We start from the raw sequence: 17,677 nt of genomic DNA on the forward strand, positions 1-17,677 counted from the left end.
GGCCCCCGCTCCTCAATCGCCGGAGGGGCTTGACGGGTCCGGCGCGGAGGCGATCATCGCCGTGCCCACCGGGGCAAAACCCAGCCGCGCATAGATCCGGGCAACCTCATCGTCCCCGGCCGACAAGAACACCGTAGAAGCGCCGGAGGCCACCGCCTCGGAGAGCAGGGCGGAAGTCACCGCCAGACCGAGACCCCGTCGCCGCGCCACGGGCAGCGTTCCGACGCCCGCGATCTCCGTGACGTCGCCGACGGGCAAGTGCATGCCGGAGCAGAGAACGACCCCGTTCTCGACGGCGGCGGCGAGGACGAGGCGGCCCGCGCGGATGCGGTCCTGGGCGTCGGGGACGCTGCCGTCCCCGGCGCGTTCGGCGACCATGGAGGAGAGTTCCGCGGCCCCGGCGGAGCCGACCCCCGTACCGGGTTCGGCGAACGCCACGTGCGGCAGCGCGAGAGCGGCGGCGAGGAACGGGTCCCGCGCATTGAGGACCCGGACGAGCGGGTGCGGGTCGGGGAGCGGAGCGGAGGCGCCGCGCGCCATCAGCGGATGCGCGCTGATCCGCAGCCCGGCCTCCTCGACGGCCGCCCGCATCCCGGGCGTCGTTTCCGCGACCCATTCGAACGCCTCGGGCACCCCCAGCTCCCGCTGGCGCGCGGCCACGGCGGTCACGTCGGCGGCGCTGGGCGGTGGCGCGTCGGGGCGGAGCGCGGGCCGGGCGTAGTACGGCCAGCCCGCACCTTCGCGGACGAAGAGCGTGAGGGAGCCGTGTTCCTCGACGCGGGCGGCGGCGCGCGGCACGGCGTCGTAGTACCGCTCGATGCGGCTGAGGAGGGCGGCGGAGTGGGTGTCGGCGTCGGCTTCGGTCATGGGCGCGGAGGCTACGGCATGCCTCCTCAGTCCACCGAGCGGATTTTGCGGACGAGGAGCGCCCCGCACAGCCCTACGGCCGCGGCTACCAGGTACAGCACCCGGTAGCCGCCGAGGTGGTTGACGAGCGGCGCCGCGAGCGCGGGCGCGGCGACCTGGGGCAGGGAGTTGGCGATGTTGATGACGCCGAGGTCCTTGCCGCGGTCGAGCGCGGCCGGGAGCACGTCCGTCATCAGCGCGAAGTCGACCGAGGTGAAGATCCCGAAGCCGATCCCGAGGACGGCCGCCGCGACGATCGCGCCGGGCCATGTCTGCCATCCGGAGAGGAGGGCGGTCGCCGCCGCCATGAGCACGCCCGACCACAGCACGAACGGTTTGCGGCGCCCCACCCGGTCCGACCAGACGCCGCCGACGACGACGGTGGCGAGCAGGGTCACCCCGTTCACGGCGGTGAGGACGAGCACGCCGGATTCCGGGTCGTCGTGGTGGAGGCGGTCGCGCAGGTAGTAGAAGAGGTAGAGGAGGACGAGCGCGTTGCCGAGGTTGATCAGGAAGCGGGTCAGCCACGCCCAGCCGAGGTCCGGATGCCTGCGCGGGCTCAGCCGGAAGCCCGCCGCGAACCCCCGCCAGGACCACGCCGGGCGGTCGGCCGGGTCCAGGCGCAGGTCCCGGTGGAGCAGTACGTACGGGGCGACGCCCACCACGGTGAACACCGCGCACGCCGCATAACCGGCCCCGACCCCGCCCGCCACCGTCGCGAGCCCCGTGCCGACGACCACGCCGAGGATCTGCGCCGCCCCGAGCCAGCCGCCGACCGCGCCGCGTTGCAGCCGCGGCACCCGGTCGGGGACGGCCGCCGTGACCGCCGCGAACGCCGCGTTCAGCGTCAGCTGCACGAGGCACCAGCCCGCGAAGAGCACCCACACCGCGCCCGCGCCGCCGAGCAGGAGCAGGGAGAGCGCGCCGCCGGCGGTGCCGGCCACGATCCAGGGCGTACGCCGTCCGTGGCGGGAGACGGTGCGGTCGGAGACGGCGCCGAACAGCGGGTTCGCCGCGAGGGACACCACCGCGCCGACCCCTGTCACCCAGGCGAGCAGCGACTCCTTCGACATGCCGGTGCCGGGCGCGAAGTGCTCGGACTGCTTGGCGAGCAGGATCTGCAGCGGGCCGTACCAGCCGACCCAGATCGCGCCGTTGGCGAGGGAGAGGGCGGTGGTCCAGCCGCGGCCGACCCGTTCGACCGGTTCCCGCAGCGCCTCGCCGCTCACCGCCGTCATGCGCGCTGGGCGCGCAGCGCGTCCCGCAGCCACCGGTACGACGCTTTCGGCGTGCGGGCCTGCGTCGCGAAGTCGACGTGCACGAGGCCGAACCGCTTGGTGTAGCCCTCGGCCCACTCCCAGTTGTCAAGGAGCGACCAGACGAAGTAGCCGCGTACGTCCACCCCCGCCGCCATCGCCCGGTGCAGCGCCCGCAGATGACCGTCCAGGTACGCGATCCGGTCCTGGTCGTCGGTGCCCTCGTACGCGCAGCCGTTCTCGGTGATGATCACGGGTGGGAGCCGGTCGCCGTAGCGCTCGCGGAAGCCGGTGAGGAGGGACGTGAGCGCGTCCGGCACCACCGGCCAGCCGAAGTCCGTCACGGGGTGGCCGGTGATCTCCCGTACGGAGAAGGGGAGTTCGGCGGGGAGGGTGAGGCCGGAGAACTCCCCGTCGCTCGCGGTCGGGGCGCCCACCTGCGTCGGCTGGTAGTAGTTGACGCCGTACCAGTCGAGCGTGGACTCGGAGATCAGCTTCAGGTCGGCCGCCACGTCGTCGCCCGGCATCAGCTCCGCGAAGCCCTCCGGGTACGCGCCGAGCAGCAGCGGGTCGGCGAAGAGCCGGTTCAGGATCGTGTCGTACAGGTCGGCCGCCGCCGTGTCGGCCGGGTCGTCGGAGGCGGGCCAGGTCGGGCCGTGGGAGTTGGCGATGCCGATCGACCGGGCGCCCGCCGCGCGCAGGGCCCGCGCCGCGAGGCCGTGCGCGAGGAGCTGGTGGTGGGCGACCGGCAGCGCGTCGAAGAGGAGCTTGGCGCCGGGGGCGTGTTCGCCGAGCGCGTGGCCGAGCAGGGTGTGTTCGGCGGGTTCGTTCAGGGTGATCCACTGCTCGACGCGGTCGCCGAGGCGGGCCGCGACCGTGGTGACGTACTCGGCGAACCGTGTCGCCGTCGACCGCTCCAGCCAGCCGCCCGCCTCCGCGACGGACACCGGCAGGTCCCAGTGGAAGAGGGTCGGCACCGGGCGGATGCCCTGCGCGCACAGTTCGTCGACGAGGCGGTCGTAGAAGTCGAGGCCGCCGGGGGACAGGACGCGCGGCCAGGAGAGGGAGAAGCGGTAGGCGTCCACGCCCAGGTCGCCGATGAGCGCCACGTCCTCGCGGTGGCGGGCCACGTGGTCGCAGGCGGTGTCCGCCGTCGAGCCGTCCTTGATCCGGCCGGGCTCGGCGGAGAACCGGTCCCATATGGAGGGCGCGCGCCGGTCGGCGGCGCCCTCGATCTGATGGGCCGAGGTGGACACGCCCCACTGGAAGCCGGGCGGGAAGGACGGGAGCGCGCCTGCGGTAGTGGCCATGGCCGCGATCATCCGTACCGGTCAGTACGAAGTCAACGGCCTTGCGGGAACCGGGACTTACGCTCCTTCTTTGAGCACACGCGTGATCAGTTTGCGCTGTTCCTCGGTGAGCCGGGGGTCCGCGCAGTACACGGTCTGCCCGTCCACGGTGAGGGTGTAGCTGAACCCGTCGGGGACGCCTATGGGTGGCGTGCTCCGGCCCGCGGCCAGCGCCTTCTCGGCCAGGGCATGCCACTCATGGGCGTCGGTGCGGCCGGCCGTGTCGACCGTCGCGTGGCGGTCGATCCCGGCGAAGCCGCCCGTGCGTGAGACGTGGATACGCATGGGTCCCTGTCTACTCCACATCGGCCGCCTGGTCAGGGGCGGGAATCCGGTCAGGTCAGTGGGTGGGGACCCCGACCTGCTCCCACGCCTTCAGGACGGCCTGGTACTCCTCGCCGCCGCCGTAGCGGGCCTGCGCGCTCTTGACCGTCGCCTTCGCGAAGTCGTGGAAGAGGGCGTCGTGCTTCAGCCGGCCGCCGGTCAGCGTGTCGTACCAGATCTGTCCGGCCCGCTCCCACGCGTTGCCGCCGAGGGTCTCGGCGAGGATGTAGAAGGCGTGGTTGGGGATGCCGGAGTTGATGTGCACCCCGCCGTTGTCCCGGCCGGTCCGCACGAAGTGGGCCATGTCGGCGGGTTGCGGGTCCTTGCCGAGCACGTCGTCGTCGTAGGCGGTGCCGGGGGCCTTCATGGAGCGCAGGGCGACGCCGGTGACGTTCGGGGCGAGCAGGCCCGCGCCGATCAGCCAGTCGGCCTCGGCGGCGGTCTGGCCGAGCGAGTACTGCTTGATGAGGGAGCCGAAGACGTCCGACAGCGACTCGTTCAGCGCGCCGGGCTGGCCGAAGTAGGTCAGGTTCGCCGTGTACTGCGTGACGCCGTGGGTCAGCTCGTGGCCGATGACGTCGATGGGGAGGGTGAAGTCGAGGAAGATCTCGCCGTCCCCGTCGCCGAACACCATCTGCTCGCCGTTCCAGAAGGCGTTGTCGTAGTCCTGGTCGTAGTGGACCGTCGCGTTCAGCGGCAGGCCCTCGCCGTCGATGGAGTAGCGGCCGTACTTCTGGAGGTAGAGCTCGAAGGTCGCGCCGAGCCCCGCGTACGCGCGGTTGACGGTCGCGTCCTGGGCGGGCTGGTCCCCCTCGCCGCGGATCTTGCGACCCGGCAGGTCCGTGCCGTGGCCGGCGTCGTAGATGGTGCGGTGCGGTGTCTGATCGGGGCCCGCGCCGGGCGGCGGGGCGACGGAAGGGGCGCCGAGGACGGTCGTCATCCGACGGCGGGTGCGCTCCAGGGCGTCACGTTCGAGGCTCTTGCGGGCCTTGGCCGCGACCGCCCGGTTGTCGGACTGGGCGACCCGGTCCTGGAGGTGCGGCGGGATGATCGTGCAGAAGACGGGCTCGAACCCCTTCGGGTTCCCCGTTGGGTTGGCGGTCATGCGCAGCAATGTGGCACTGGGTCATGCCGCTGTCACTACCTGCCACCATGATTAGCGAAATAGAGGTATTGATCACCCCTTACCCGGTACCTGCCGCCCCTCTGCTGTATGAGCGCTGCGTGAACGCCGTATGGGTGATCCCGCATACTGATACGGGCCTTCACGCCCGCCGCGTCTCGGTTAGAGTGCGAGGCATCATGTGTTTCGGGATGCTTCTCCTTAGCTGCCGCGGCGAGGGCCTGTAGTCGAGGCCGACCCCCTCCCCGCGGAGTTTGGCGTTGCGCCGTCGGCCGCCTCACCGGCCACCCTCCGAGGAGCCCCACGCACATGCCTAACTTCCAGCGCCCCACGTCGATGCCGATCCACAAGTACGGCCAGTACGAGCAGGTGGACATCGCCGACCGCACCTGGCCGGACAACCGCATCACCAAGGCGCCCCGCTGGCTCTCCACCGACCTGCGCGACGGCAACCAGGCGCTGATCGACCCCATGTCGCCCGCCCGCAAGCGCGAGATGTTCGACCTGCTGGTCCGCATGGGCTACAAGGAGATCGAGGTCGGCTTCCCGAGCTCCGGGCAGACGGACTTCGACTTCGTACGGTCGATCATCGAGGACCCGGACGCCATCCCGGACGACGTCACCATCTCCGTACTGACCCAGGCCCGCGAGGAGCTGATCGCGCGGACCGTGGAGTCCCTGGTGGGCGCCAAGCGCGCCACGGTCCACCTGTACAACGCGACGGCGCCGGTCTGGCGCGAGGTCGTCTTCCGCGGCTCCAAGGACGCCGTCAAGCAGATCGCCGTCGACGGCACGCGGCTGGTCATGGAGTACGCGGAGAAGCTGCTCGGCCCCGAGACGGTCTTCGGCTACCAGTACAGCCCGGAGATCTTCACCGACACCGAGCTGGACTTCGCCCTGGAGGTCTGCGAGGCCGTCTGCGACGAGTGGCAGCCGGGCCCGGACCGCGAGATCATCCTGAACCTGCCCGCCACCGTCGAGCGCTCCACGCCGTCCACGCACGCGGACCGCTTCGAGTGGATGAGCCGCAATCTGACGCGCCGCGAGTACGTGTGCCTGTCCGTGCACCCGCACAACGACCGGGGCACCGCCGTCGCCGCCGCCGAGCTGGCGCTGATGGCTGGCGCCGACCGCATCGAGGGCTGCCTGTTCGGCCAGGGCGAGCGCACCGGCAACGTCGACCTGGTGACCCTGGGCATGAACCTGTTCTCCCAGGGCGTCGACCCGCAGATCGACTTCTCGGAGATCGACGAGATCCGTCGCACCGCCGAGTACTGCACCCAGATGGAGGTCCACCCGCGCCACCCCTACGCGGGCGACCTGGTCTACACCGCCTTCTCCGGCTCCCACCAGGACGCCATCAAGAAGGGCTTCGAGGCGATGGAGAACCGCGCCGCGCAGGCCGGCAAGACCGTCGACGAGATCGAGTGGGCCGTCCCGTACCTGCCGATCGACCCCAAGGACGTCGGCCGCTCCTACGAGGCCGTCATCCGCGTCAACTCGCAGTCCGGCAAGGGCGGCATCGCCTACGTCCTGAAGAACGACCACAGCCTGGACCTGCCGCGCCGTATGCAGGTCGAGTTCTCCAAGGTCATCCAGACCAAGACAGACGCCGAGGGCGGCGAGGTCACGCCCAAGGACATCTGGAACATCTTCCGCGACGAGTACCTGCCGAACCCCGAGAACCCGTGGGGCCGCATCCAGGTCAAGGCCGGGCAGACGACCACGGACACCGACGGCGTCGACACGCTGACCGTCGAGGCCGAGGTCGACGGCGTCGAGCAGGTCCTGGTCGGCACCGGCAACGGTCCGATCTCCGCGTTCTTCCACGCGCTGCAGGGCATCGGCATCGACGCCCGTCTGCTGGACTACCAGGAGCACACGATGAGCGAGGGCGCCTCCGCCGTCGCCGCCTCGTACATCGAGGTCGCCATCGGCGACAAGGTTCTGTGGGGCATCGGCATCGACGCGAATACGACACGTGCGTCGCTGAAGGCGGTCGTCTCCGCCGTCAACCGCGCCGCGCGCTGACCCGACTGAGCTGCGCGTTCGCGGCCCCGTACCCCTTTTGTCGGGGTGCGGGGCCGCGTCGTGTACCGGCCAGGGGGTGGCTTCTTCGTGACCTCCGCGTGACCAAGGTGCTGACGCCGCGCGGGCAATGTGGCTAACATCACGCCAACGCCGCGATGTTGCGGCGCCGTCAGGGAGGTGTGCGACGTGCTGCCGATTTGGGGACGTATGCGACGAACCGGGAACTCGCGGGTTCTGGGCGTGCACACCACATGGACCACCGTGGGGGACGGCGAGTTCTTCTGCCCCGACTGCGGTGGCGACCGCAACTACCAGCGGTGCACGGGCCGCCGCCGCTTCACCGTGCTCGGCGTCCCCGTGGTGCCGCGCGGCGAGACCGGGCCCGTCGTCCGCTGCGCCGCCTGCGAGGGCCGGTTCGGCACGGACGCGCTCGACCACCCCACCACGCACCGCTTCTCCGGGATGCTGCGCGACGCCGTGCACACGGTCGTCCTCGCGGTGCTCGCGACGGGCGGCGCCATGTCCCGCCCCTCGCTCGAGTGCGCCGTCGGGGTGCTGCGCACGGCGGGCTTCGAGGACTCCTCCGAGGTCCAACTGGCCGCGCTCGTGGAGGGGTTGGTCACGGACGCGGGGCGCCTGCCCGAGCACTGTGGGCCCGGCGCCGGTCTGGCCATAGAGCTCCACGAGGCCCTCGACCCGCTCGCCCCGCACCTCGCCCCGGCAGGCCGCGAATCGATCCTGCTGCAAGGCGCCCGCATCGCCCTCGCGGACGGCCCGTACTCGGCCGCCGAACGGGACGTCCTGGGGACGGTGGGCGCGGCCCTGACCATGTGCACGGACGAGGTGAGCCGCTTGCTGACGGTGGCGGCGCGCACGCCCAGCTGACCCAGGGGCGCGGGGAACTGCGCGCCCGGCCACGACGGCGCGGCACCCGGCGACGGCGCCCAGCCCCGGGGCTCCGCCCCGGCCCCCGCTCCTCAATCGCCGGGGGGGGGGGCTTGATTTCCCCGCGGCCGCTACACCTCGTGCACCAGGTCGTGCGTCGACTGTTCCGCGTCCACCGGGTGATGGCACCGGAAGACGTGGCCGTCCGCGCCGCGCGGGCCCGGCATCGTCGTCGCGCACGTCACGTCCGCCCGCCAGCAGCGGGTGCGGAACGGGCAGCCGGACGGCGGGCGCGTGGCCGAGGGGACCGGGCCCGTCAGGGGGATCGGGTCGATGGGGTCCAGGAGGCCGGGCGTGGCCGAGAAGAGGGCGCGGGTGTAGGGGTGGCGGGAGCGGTCGAGGACGTCGGCCGCCGGGGTCTCCTCCACGATCCGGCCCAGATACATGGTGATCACCCGGTCGCTCATCCGCCGCACCGTCTGGATGTCGTGCGAGACGAAGACCAGGGCGAGGCCCAGGCGCTCCTTCAGGTCGAGGAGGAGGTTGAGGATCTGGGCGCGCACGGACACGTCGAGGGCGCTCGTCGGTTCGTCCGCCACCACCAGCTCCGGTTCCAGGGCCAGTGCGCGGGCGATGGCGACGCGCTGGCGCTGGCCGCCGGAGAGCTGGCCGGGGAGCACGTCGGCCAGCGGCTTCGGCAGGCCCACCAGGGACAGCAGCTCCTGTACGCGGTCGGCCCGCTCGGCGGGTGTGCCGCGGCGGTGCACGTCCAGCGGGTCGCGGATGATCTGGCGTACGGTCAGGCGGCGGTTGAGGGCCGTCGACGGGTCCTGGAAGATCATGCCGACGCCCGTGCCGAGCGCTGCGCGGCGTTCGGCGGTGGGCATGGTCCACAGGTCGTCGCCCCGGTAGGTGACCGTGCCGGTCGTCGGGCGCTGGACGCCCACCAGGACCTTGGCCAGCGTTGACTTGCCGCAGCCCGATTCGCCCACGACACCGAGTGTCTCGCCGGGGGCGATGGCCAGGTCGGCTGCCGTGAGGGCGTGGACGTGGTCGCGGGTGAACAGGCCGCCGGAGCGGGCCTTGTGCGTGACGTGCACGTCGGCCAGTTCGATGAGGGGGGCTTTCATCTCGGCTCCGTGTCGGTAGGGGCCGCGCGGTGCGCCGTGGGGACGGAGGAGGCGTCCGCGGCCACGGGTTCGTCGTGGTCGCTCGCGCGGTTCCCCGCGCCCCTGGAGGCCGGATGGTGGCAGGCCGTGCGGTGGGTGCGGGCGCCCTCCAGCAGCGGCGTGGTCTCCCTGCACACCGGTGACGCCAGCGGGCACCGGTCCGCGAAGCGGCAGCCCGGGGGGAAGTCCGCCGGGGACGGGACCACGCCCCTGATCTGGGTCAGGCGGGCCGCCGACGCCTCCAGGGAGAGGACCGAGCCGAGGAGGCCCCGCGTGTAGTGGTGGTGGGGGGCCTCGACCAGGTCGGCCGTCACGCCCGTCTCCACGATCTGGCCGCCGTACATGACGACGACGCGGTCGGTGACGTCGGCGACGAGTGCGAGGTCGTGGGAGACGAGGACGAGCGCGAAGCCGAGTTCGGCGCGGAGCCGCAGCAGCAACTCGATGACCTGGGCCTGCACGGTCACGTCGAGCGCCGTCGTCGGCTCGTCGGCGATGATCAGCTTCGGGTCGCGGGAGAGCGCCATGGCGATGAGGACGCGCTGGCGCTGTCCACCGGAGAGTTCGTGCGGGAAGCTGCGCAGGGTGCGGTCCGGGTCGAGCCCGACGAGGTCGAGGAGTTCGGCGGGGGAGCGCCGGCCGCCGCGCCGGGCCACCTGTCTGAGCTGGGCCCGTACCGTCATCGCCGGGTTCAGGGACGACAGCGCGTCCTGGTAGATCATCGCCATGTCGTGGCCGAGGAGGCGGCGCCGGGCGCTCATCGGGAGGCCGACGAGTTCGCGTCCTTCGAAGGTGACGTGGCCGCGGATCCGGGCACCCGCCGGGTGCAGGCCCATCACGGTCAGCGCGGTCAGCGACTTGCCGCAGCCGGACTCGCCGACCAGGCCGAGGACTTCGCCGGGCCGTACGTCGAAGCTGATGCCGTCGACGATGTCGACCCCGCCGTGCCGTCCGTCGAAGCCGATGGCCAGGTCCCGTACGGAGAGGACGGGCGGGGCGTCGGGCAGGGGGCGCCCCCGGGCGCGCAGGCGGGCCGCCGCCTCCGTGAGGCCGGGGAGTTCCAGGACCTTGCCGGTGCCGGGGGCGGCCGTCTCAAGCCGGTCGGGCTCCTTCGTCGTGGGGACGTCGCGCGCGGCGGGCGCGGCCCACGCGTCGGAGACGCCCTCGCTGAGGATGTTCAGGGACAGGACCGTGACCAGCATGAGGAGGCCGGGGAAGACGGTCGCCCACCAGCCGCCGATCAGGACCATGTTCTTGCCGTCGGCGATGACGCTGCCCCACGACGGGTCCGGCGGCCGGACGCCCGCGCCGATGAAGGACAGGGACGCCTCGAAGACGATGGCCTCCGCGACCTGCACGGTGCAGAAGACGAGGATCGGGGCCGCGCAGTTGATGGCGACGTGCTTGACCACGATGTGCCGGGTGCGGGCCCCGATGACCCGTTCGGCGGTGACGTAGTCCTCGCCGTACTGGTCGAGGACGTTGGCGCGCACGACCCGGGCGATCGGTGGGGTGAAGAGGAACGCGAGCGCGCAGATGAGGACCGGGATGCCGCCGCCGAACACGGCGACGAGGACGGCCGCGAGGGCGATGCCGGGGAACGCCATGACGACGTCGAGGCAGCGCATGACCGTCTCGTCCGCCGCCTTGCTGGAGGTCGCCGCGACCGCGCCGAGGACCGCGCCGGCGAGGAGCGCGAGCAGTGTCGCCCCGAGCCCGATGGCGAGCGACCACCGTGCCCCGTACATGAGCCGGCTGAGGATGTCGCGGCCGAGGCTGTCCTGGCCCATCCAGTGGTCGGCGGAGGGGTGGCCGACGCCGTCGACCTGCGGCTGCTGGTCGAGCGGGTCGTGCGGCGCGAGCAGCGGGGCGAGGACGGCCATGAGGACGACGACGGTGATCACGCCGAGGGCGATCCGGGAGAGGACGGGCAGGCGGCGCAGCCCGCGCGGGTCGAACCGGCTCATGAGGCCGCCCGCAGGCGCGGGTTGACCAGGAGGTACAGCACGTCGATCACCAGGTTGATGACGACGAACCCGACGGCCGTGGTCAGGACGACGCCCTGGACCACCGCCGGGTCGCCGTTCTTCACCGCGTCGATCATCAGCTTCCCCATCCCGGGCAGGGAGAAGATCGTCTCGACGACCACCGCCCCGCCCAGCAGATAGCCCACGCGCAGGCCGAGCACGGTGAGCGGGTTGATCAGGGCGTTGCGCAGGACGTTGCGGCCGACCACGACGACCGGCGGGAGCCCGCTGCCGACGGCCGTGCGCACGTAGTCCTTGTCGAGTTCCTCCACGACCGCCGTCCGTACGATCCGGGTGAGCTGGGCCGCGACCGGCAGGGACAGGGCGAGCGCGGGCAGCGTCATGGTCCGCAGCCAGCCGGTGAGGGAGTCGGCCGGGTTGACGTAGCCGCCGGTCGGGAACCAGCCCCGGTTCACCGCCAGGTACTGGATCATCAGCAGGGCCAGCCAGAAGCCGGGCGCGGCGACGCCGGTCAGCGACACGACGCGGACGATCTGGTCCCAGGTCCGGTCGCGGTGGATGGCGGCGCTGACTCCGAGCACCAGGGACACGACGACGGCGATGCCGAGCCCGAGGAACGTCAGTTGCAGGGTGAGCGGCAGCGCGGTCGTCACCTGCTCCACGACGGGCTGCCGGGTCAGCACGCTGATGCCCAGGTCGCCGTGGAGCAGGTCGCCGACGAAGTGCAGATAGCGCAGGGGCAGCGGGTCGAGGAGCCCGTTGCGCTCGCGGAACTCGTGCAGTTGCTCCGGCGTCGGGTTCGCGCCCTGGAAGTACGCGGACGCCGGGTCGATGTCGGCGAAGCGCATCACGAGGAACACGAACGCGGCGATGCCGAGCAGCAGCGGCACGAGCAGCACGAGCCGCCGGGCGAGGATTCTGGCGATCACGGCCACGGAGAGGGGCTCCTCTGGCTGGCGGGGGCTTTACGCGGGGTGCGCCTTCAGAAGGTTGATGCCGGGGTAGGGCTGCGCCCGCACTCCGGTGATCTTGTGGGCGTCCCACGCGGTCATCAGCTCGTTGTGCACGACGGGGTAGATGACGGCCTGCTCGGCGACGGTGTCGAGGTAGTCCTGGATCATCGTCTTCTTGCGGGCGGCGTCGGGTTCCCGGGTGGCCTGGTCCATCTGGCGGAAGAGCTGCTTGGCGGTGGGGTCGTCGGCCCAGCGCGCGTAGCCCATCCACAGGTTGTCGGGGCCGTAGTTGTAGCGCATGATCAGGTCGGCGTCGAGGCCGAACTGGTTCGGGTTCGAGGCCGCCGCCACCACCTGGTAGTCCTTCTTCTGGTCCATCTTGGTGAAGACGGCGGTGGTCTCCTGCGGGTCGAGCGTGGTCTGCACGCCGATCGCGTCCCAGGAGGCCTTGACGGTCGGCAGGCAGTCGACGATCCAGGACACGTTGACGGCCATGAGGTTGATGCGCAGCCCGCTGACCCCGGCCTCCTTCAACAACTTCTTGGCCTTCTCGGGGTCGTACGCGTACACGGTCCTCGCGGGGCGGAAGGTCGGGTTGCCCTCGTCGAGGAACGAACGCGCCGCCTTGCCGTGCCCCTTGAGCGCGACCTCGATCATCTTCTTGGTGTCGATCGCGTAGTGCAGCGCCTGCCGCACCCGTACGTCGTCGAACGGCTTGTGCGCGGTGTTGAACATCAGGAACAGGTTGTTCATCCCGGCGCCGCCCTCGACGGTGAGGCCGTCCTGTTGGAGGCGCTGGATGTTGGCGTAGGGGATGTTGTCGGCGATCTGCGCGTCCGCGCTGCCGCCGGAGATCTTCGCGACGCGGGGCGCGGCGTCGACGATGGTCAGCCAGTTCATCTTCTTGAAGGCGGGCCTGCGGGGGCCGTTGTAGTCGTCGAACGCGGCGAAGGTGGTGTTCGTCTTCGGCTGGTGCGAGGTCTGCCGGTACGGTCCCGAGCCGACGGCCTTGCCCTTCATCGCGTCGTCCCACGCGCCGGGCTGCGAGAACACGTGCTTGGGCATGATCTTCGCGAGGGTCAGCCGCGCGACCCCCTCGGGGAACGGGAACTTCAGGACCAGTTCGACCGAGGAGTCCCCGGTCTTCCTGACCTCCTTCAGCCAGCTCTCGAAGAAGCCCTTGGCGAGCGTCTGCGTCTTCGGGTCGAGGATCCGGTCGAAGACGAAGACCACGTCGTCGGCGGTGACCGGCTTCCCGTCGTGCCACTTGGCGCCCTGGCGCAGGGTGAACCGCCAGGTCGCGCCCTTGAGCTGCGCCTCGTCCGGGACCTCGGTGGCGAGCGCCGCGTACGGGGCCCGGGTGATCGGGTCGGTGTCGACGAGCCCCTCGTAGATGTGCTGGTTGCCGGCCATCGCGAAGGCGGACGCCGTCTGGGTCGGGTCCCAGCTGCCGTCGTTGCCGTAGCCGATGACGGCCGTCAGGGAGGTGGAGCCGCCCCCGTCGTCGTCGCCCGTGTCGTTCGTCGACTTCGGCCCGGAGGAGCAGGCGGAGAGGGACGCGGAGACGGCGGCCGCCGCGCCCAGGGCGCCGGTGTACTTGAGGAAGGAGCGGCGGCCGGTCGCGTCGTGATCGCTCATGGTGCCTCCGATGACTCGCAACGGCTCCGTGGCCGACGTGACTTCCGTGACCCGGAGATCCAACGTCCTACGTCTTGGGCAGCGACGCGACCATAAGAGGACCGGGAGGGGCGGTCAAGAGATCGCGCAAGGAGTTTCACCCGGAGGTGGGACGTGGGATGTCCAGGGCGCCTACGATGCGGCGCATGTCAGAGGAGCCCACGCGTCCGGCCGTCCACCCCCGCCGCGTCAGCCGCCAGGTCCAGCGCGCGGTGACCCAGCGGATCCTCGACGAAGGGCTGCGCCCCGGCGAACTCCTGCCCACCGAGGCCGAGCTGACGGCCTCGCTCGGCGTCAGCCGCAACTCGGTGCGCGAAGCGCTCAAAGCCCTCCAGGCGCTCGACATCGTGGAGATCCGGCACGGCCACGGCACCTACGTCGGCCAGGCCTCGCTGACCCCGCTCGCCGACGGCCTCACCTTCCGCACCCTCCTGCGCCCCGGCGACGACGCGCACGCCCTCGCCGAGATCCTCCAGGTCCGCGAGATCCTGGAGGAGGGTCTCGTCCGCCGGATCGCGGCCGCCCCGCCCGACGCCGAGACCCTGGACCGGCTCGACGCGCTCGTACGGCGGATGAGCGAGGCGGGCGAGGCCGGTGAGCCCTTCGCCGACCTGGACCGCGCCTTCCACGAGACGCTCTGCCGCTCGCTCGGCAACGAGCTGATCCCGCAGTTGCTCGGCGCGTTCTGGAACGTCTTCGACCGGGTCGCCGGGGCCCGCCGGTGGGCCGGGGACCCGGCGCCCGAGGTCACCGTCGAACGGCACCGCGCCATCGTGACCGCCCTGCGCGCCGGGGACGCCGCCGCCGCGCAGCAGGCCATGGCCACACATTTCCGGGGCATCGAGAAGCGGGCCGAACGGCGCACACGGGGCGTGCACTGAGCCCGCGCCCGCCCCGGAACGTCACCGTCCGGCACCGGTACCCGACACATCGGCGGGCCGTGTAAAACCCACGAAACCGGACCGCCGCACCCGCACGTCAAGGCCGCCATGAGCACTCCGAGCGGCGGCGCCCACCGTCTGACCCTGCTGGGCCCGGAACCCCTGCGCGGCGCGATCGTCGACGTCTCCGGCGGCCCGTTCCTGGTCGGCCGCGCGGACACCTGCGGCCTGCGCCTCGACGACCCGGGCGTCAGCGGACGCCACGCCGTGCTGAAGGCCGTCGGCGGGGGCAGGGTCGTCATCGAGGACCTGTGCTCCCGCAACGGCACCCGCGTCAACGGCGCCCCCGTCACCGCCGCCCGCCCGCTCAGCCACGGCGACGTCATCCGGTTCGGCACCGTGGAGGCCCGCTACGAACAGGACGAGGCGGCCCGCAACGCCTCGCTCCAGACCGTCACCGCCCTGCCCTCGGCCGCCGCACCGGCCCGGCAGCCGGGCGAGTACGAGCTCTACGCCCTCTACGTCCAGCAGATCCGCCACGAACGCGACAGCCTCCTCGACGACATCCACGCCACCCGGCGCAGGGGCCGCCGGCTGCTCGCGGCCGCCCTGCTGCCGCTCCTGGCCGCGTGCGCGGCCGTGGTCCCGTTCGCGCGCCGCGCCGCCACGGCCCTGCGCGGAACGCCGGCACGGGACCAGGGTGAGGCCCTGCACCGGCTCCTGGCCACCGAAGGACCCGGCCCGGCGGCCCTCGCCGCCCTCGGGCTCGGCCTCCTCGCCGCCCTCGCGCTCTGCACCACCGGGATCGTGCTCCACCTGGGCGCCGCGGGCCGGCGCCGCCGACTCGAAAGGACGGTCGGAAACCTGTGCCCGCCCGCCCGCGCCTGAGGCGAACGGAGGGCGGTTGGCCAAACGCACCGACTGCCCCGTGTCCATCGGAGGAACCGTGGCGTTGTCCGGTTGACGCGCGGCGCCCCCTGGTCGCCGTGGCCGCCGTACCCCCGCGCGGCAGGACGCACTATCGGACAGGAGCGCCACCCGATGAAGCCAGCGATCGGTTCGTACGCGGTCGACATGAGCACCGGCCGGGTGGGACGGGTCATGGGGCACGAGGGCCCGTACGTACAACTGCGGCCGTTCGGCGGCGGCCGGGAATGGGACTGCGCGCCCGACATGGTGCGGGAGGCCACCACCACGGAGCGGCTGCGCGCCGCCACGGCCTACGCGAACAGAAGGAGCCGGGGCGAGGTCCCCTGACCGGGCACCGGGCAGTCGGCGGGGCAAGGCAGAATGGAGACATGACCCCGCTCCCCGAAGACGACGCCGCCGCCCGCCGGGGTGTGCGATGAGTCTCTTCAGGGACGACGGGATCGTCCTGCGGACGCAGAAGCTCGGCGAGGCCGACCGCATCATCACCCTCCTCACGCGCGGCCACGGCCGGGTCCGCGCGGTCGCCCGCGGCGTACGCCGCACCAAGTCCAAGTTCGGCGCGCGGCTCGAACCGTTCTCCCACGTCGACGTGCAGTTCTTCGCGCGCGGCAGCGAACTCATCGGCCGCGGCCTGCCGCTGTGCACGCAGAGCGAGACCATCGCCGCGTACGGCGGCTCCATCGTCACCGACTACGCCCGCTACACCGCGGGCACCGCCATGCTGGAGACGGCGGAACGGTTCACCGATCATGAGGGCGAACCGGCCGTCCAGCAGTACCTGCTCCTCGTCGGCGCCCTGCGCACCCTCGCGCGCGGCGAGCACGAGCCGCACCTCGTCCTCGACGCGTTCCTCCTGCGCTCCCTCGCCGTCAACGGGTACGCGCCCACCTTCGGCGACTGCGCCAAGTGCGGCCTGCCCGGACCCAACCGGTTCTTCTCGGTCGGCGCGGGCGGCTCCGTCTGCGTCGACTGCCGGGTGCCCGGCAGCGTCGTACCCTCACCGCAGGCCCTCACCCTCCTTGGCGCGCTGCTCACCGGGGACTGGGAGACGGCCGACGCGAGCGAGCCACGCTTCGTGCGGGAGGGCAGCGGCCTGGTGTCGGCCTATCTGCACTGGCACCTGGAGCGCGGACTGCGGTCCCTGCGCTACGTCGAGAAGAGCTGAGGCGAGCCGGCGAACGCCGGTGAGCCGTTGATCGAGCTGCACACTGAGCCAACTGAGCTAGGGGAGAGGCCGGAAACATGGCACGTCGCGGAATCCTCGGACGGTCCCGCCGGGAGTACGTCACACCCGAACCGCATCCGTCGGGCGCGCGGCCGCCGAAGATCCCGGGCGAGCTGGTGCCGAATCACGTCGCCATCGTCATGGACGGCAACGGGCGGTGGGCGAAGGAGCGCGGGCTGCCGCGCACCGAGGGCCACAAGGTCGGCGCCGAACGCGTCCTCGACGTCCTCCAGGGCGCCGTCGAACTGGGCGTCGGCGCGATCTCGCTCTACGCCTTCTCCACCGAGAACTGGAAGCGGTCGCCCGACGAGGTCCGCTTCCTCATGAACTTCAACCGGGACTTCATCCGCAAGACCCGCGACCAGCTCGACGAGCTCGGCATCCGGGTCCGCTGGGTCGGGCGCATGCCCAAGCTGTGGAAGTCGGTCGCCAGGGAGCTGGAGATCTCCCAGGAACAGACCAAGGACAACGACCGGCTCACCCTCTACTTCTGCATGAACTACGGCGGCCGCGCCGAGATCGCCGACGCGGCGATGGCTCTCGCCGAGGACGTGAAGGCAGGCCGGCTCGACCCGTCGAAGGTCAGCGAGAAGACGTTCGCGAAGTATCTCTACTACCCGGACATGCCCGACGTCGACCTGTTCCTGCGGCCCAGCGGCGAACAGCGCACGTCCAACTATCTGCTCTGGCAGAGCGCGTACGCGGAGATGGTCTTCCAGGACGTCCTGTGGCCGGACTTCGACCGGCGGGATCTGTGGCGGGCGTGCGTGGAGTTCGCTTCGCGGGACCGGCGCTTCGGCGGGGCCACCCCGAATGAAGTCCTGCTGCAGCTTGAGGGCAAGGCCTGAGCGTCTGCGGGGTGCTGTGCGTTGCCGGCCGCGGCTTTCGTCGTGGCTGGTCGCGCAGTTCCCCGCGCCCCTGAAGGCATGCGGCTTCGCCGCGCCTTCCCCCAAGACGCGCCCCTGAGATGGCGCACGAAG

The 17,677-nt window shown here is 71.8% G+C and carries 16 protein-coding genes; 7 read left to right on the top strand and 9 right to left on the bottom strand.

The window, feature by feature from the left end; all coding sequences use genetic code 11:
• Nucleotides 1-12: 12 nt before the first annotated feature.
• From ABZ877_RS37185 to ABZ877_RS37205, 5 genes are read right to left on the bottom strand one after another with little or no spacing between them, the layout of a single operon-like run.
• Complete coding sequence (locus ABZ877_RS37185; protein ID WP_361080587.1) at nucleotides 13-867, bottom strand: GNAT family N-acetyltransferase; 855 nt, start codon at nucleotides 865-867, stop codon at nucleotides 13-15.
• Nucleotides 868-893: 26 nt separating this feature from the next.
• A complete protein-coding gene (locus ABZ877_RS37190) occupies nucleotides 894-2,144 on the bottom strand; it encodes an MFS transporter (RefSeq protein ID WP_361080589.1) in 1,251 nt (416 codons plus the stop codon).
• Complete coding sequence (locus ABZ877_RS37195) at nucleotides 2,141-3,472, bottom strand: GH1 family beta-glucosidase (protein ID WP_361080591.1); 1,332 nt, start codon at nucleotides 3,470-3,472, stop codon at nucleotides 2,141-2,143. Before ABZ877_RS37195 ends, ABZ877_RS37190 begins: the two co-directional genes overlap by 4 nt.
• Nucleotides 3,473-3,529: 57 nt before the next feature.
• Nucleotides 3,530-3,796, bottom strand: coding sequence for a protealysin inhibitor emfourin (locus tag ABZ877_RS37200; protein WP_361080593.1), 267 nt, complete (start codon nucleotides 3,794-3,796; stop codon nucleotides 3,530-3,532).
• 55 nt (nucleotides 3,797-3,851) lie between these two features.
• Nucleotides 3,852-4,940 carry a M4 family metallopeptidase gene (locus tag ABZ877_RS37205; protein WP_361080595.1) on the bottom strand — a complete coding sequence of 363 codons (1,089 nt, stop codon included), beginning with the start codon at nucleotides 4,938-4,940 and terminating at the stop codon, nucleotides 3,852-3,854.
• A gap of 327 nt (nucleotides 4,941-5,267) precedes the next feature.
• Here ABZ877_RS37205 and leuA point away from each other — a divergent pair, with 327 nt between their 5' ends.
• Both leuA and ABZ877_RS37215 read left to right on the top strand, forming a co-directional pair.
• A complete protein-coding gene (gene leuA, locus ABZ877_RS37210) occupies nucleotides 5,268-6,989 on the top strand; it encodes a 2-isopropylmalate synthase (RefSeq protein WP_361080597.1) in 1,722 nt (573 codons plus the stop codon).
• Nucleotides 6,990-7,196: 207 nt separating this feature from the next.
• Nucleotides 7,197-7,874 carry a TerB family tellurite resistance protein gene (locus ABZ877_RS37215; protein ID WP_361080599.1) on the top strand — a complete coding sequence of 226 codons (678 nt, stop codon included), beginning with the start codon at nucleotides 7,197-7,199 and terminating at the stop codon, nucleotides 7,872-7,874.
• Between the two features lie 131 nt (nucleotides 7,875-8,005).
• On the opposite strand, the gene ABZ877_RS37220 is transcribed toward ABZ877_RS37215, so the two are convergent.
• From ABZ877_RS37220 to ABZ877_RS37235, 4 genes are read right to left on the bottom strand one after another with little or no spacing between them, the layout of a single operon-like run.
• Entirely contained in the window at nucleotides 8,006-9,004 is a 999-nt protein-coding gene (locus ABZ877_RS37220; RefSeq protein ID WP_361080601.1) for an ABC transporter ATP-binding protein, read from the bottom strand.
• Entirely contained in the window at nucleotides 9,001-11,010 is a 2,010-nt protein-coding gene (locus tag ABZ877_RS37225) for a dipeptide/oligopeptide/nickel ABC transporter permease/ATP-binding protein (RefSeq protein WP_361080603.1), read from the bottom strand. The genes ABZ877_RS37220 and ABZ877_RS37225 overlap by 4 nt, the downstream gene beginning before the upstream one ends.
• The gene (locus ABZ877_RS37230; protein ID WP_361080605.1) at nucleotides 11,007-11,966 is read right to left on the bottom strand and encodes an ABC transporter permease; all 960 of its coding nucleotides are present in this window, start codon (nucleotides 11,964-11,966) and stop codon (nucleotides 11,007-11,009) included. Before ABZ877_RS37230 ends, ABZ877_RS37225 begins: the two co-directional genes overlap by 4 nt.
• A 30-nt stretch (nucleotides 11,967-11,996) precedes the next feature.
• Entirely contained in the window at nucleotides 11,997-13,622 is a 1,626-nt protein-coding gene (locus ABZ877_RS37235) for an ABC transporter substrate-binding protein (protein WP_361080607.1), read from the bottom strand.
• Nucleotides 13,623-13,798: 176 nt separating this feature from the next.
• Between ABZ877_RS37235 and ABZ877_RS37240 the strand changes: the two genes are divergently transcribed.
• The 5 genes from ABZ877_RS37240 to ABZ877_RS37260 all read left to right on the top strand — a co-directional run bounded on the left by ABZ877_RS37240 (nucleotide 13,799) and on the right by ABZ877_RS37260 (nucleotide 17,545).
• Nucleotides 13,799-14,542, top strand: coding sequence for an FCD domain-containing protein (locus ABZ877_RS37240; RefSeq protein ID WP_361080609.1), 744 nt, complete (start codon nucleotides 13,799-13,801; stop codon nucleotides 14,540-14,542).
• A 108-nt stretch (nucleotides 14,543-14,650) separates the two neighbouring features.
• A complete protein-coding gene (locus ABZ877_RS37245; RefSeq protein WP_361080611.1) occupies nucleotides 14,651-15,430 on the top strand; it encodes an FHA domain-containing protein in 780 nt (259 codons plus the stop codon).
• A gap of 153 nt (nucleotides 15,431-15,583) precedes the next feature.
• A complete protein-coding gene (locus ABZ877_RS37250; protein ID WP_356492875.1) occupies nucleotides 15,584-15,799 on the top strand; it encodes a hypothetical protein in 216 nt (71 codons plus the stop codon).
• 88 nt (nucleotides 15,800-15,887) lie between these two features.
• Nucleotides 15,888-16,637, top strand: a complete 750-nt coding sequence (recO, locus tag ABZ877_RS37255; RefSeq protein ID WP_361080614.1) for a DNA repair protein RecO — start codon at nucleotides 15,888-15,890, stop codon at nucleotides 16,635-16,637.
• Nucleotides 16,638-16,714: 77 nt separating this feature from the next.
• Nucleotides 16,715-17,545 carry an isoprenyl transferase gene (locus ABZ877_RS37260; protein ID WP_361080616.1) on the top strand — a complete coding sequence of 277 codons (831 nt, stop codon included), beginning with the start codon at nucleotides 16,715-16,717 and terminating at the stop codon, nucleotides 17,543-17,545.
• The last annotated feature ends 132 nt before the right edge of the window (nucleotides 17,546-17,677 follow it).

Source organism: Streptomyces sp. NPDC046939 (assembly GCF_040644575.1).
Lineage (GTDB): Bacteria > Actinomycetota > Actinomycetes > Streptomycetales > Streptomycetaceae > Streptomyces.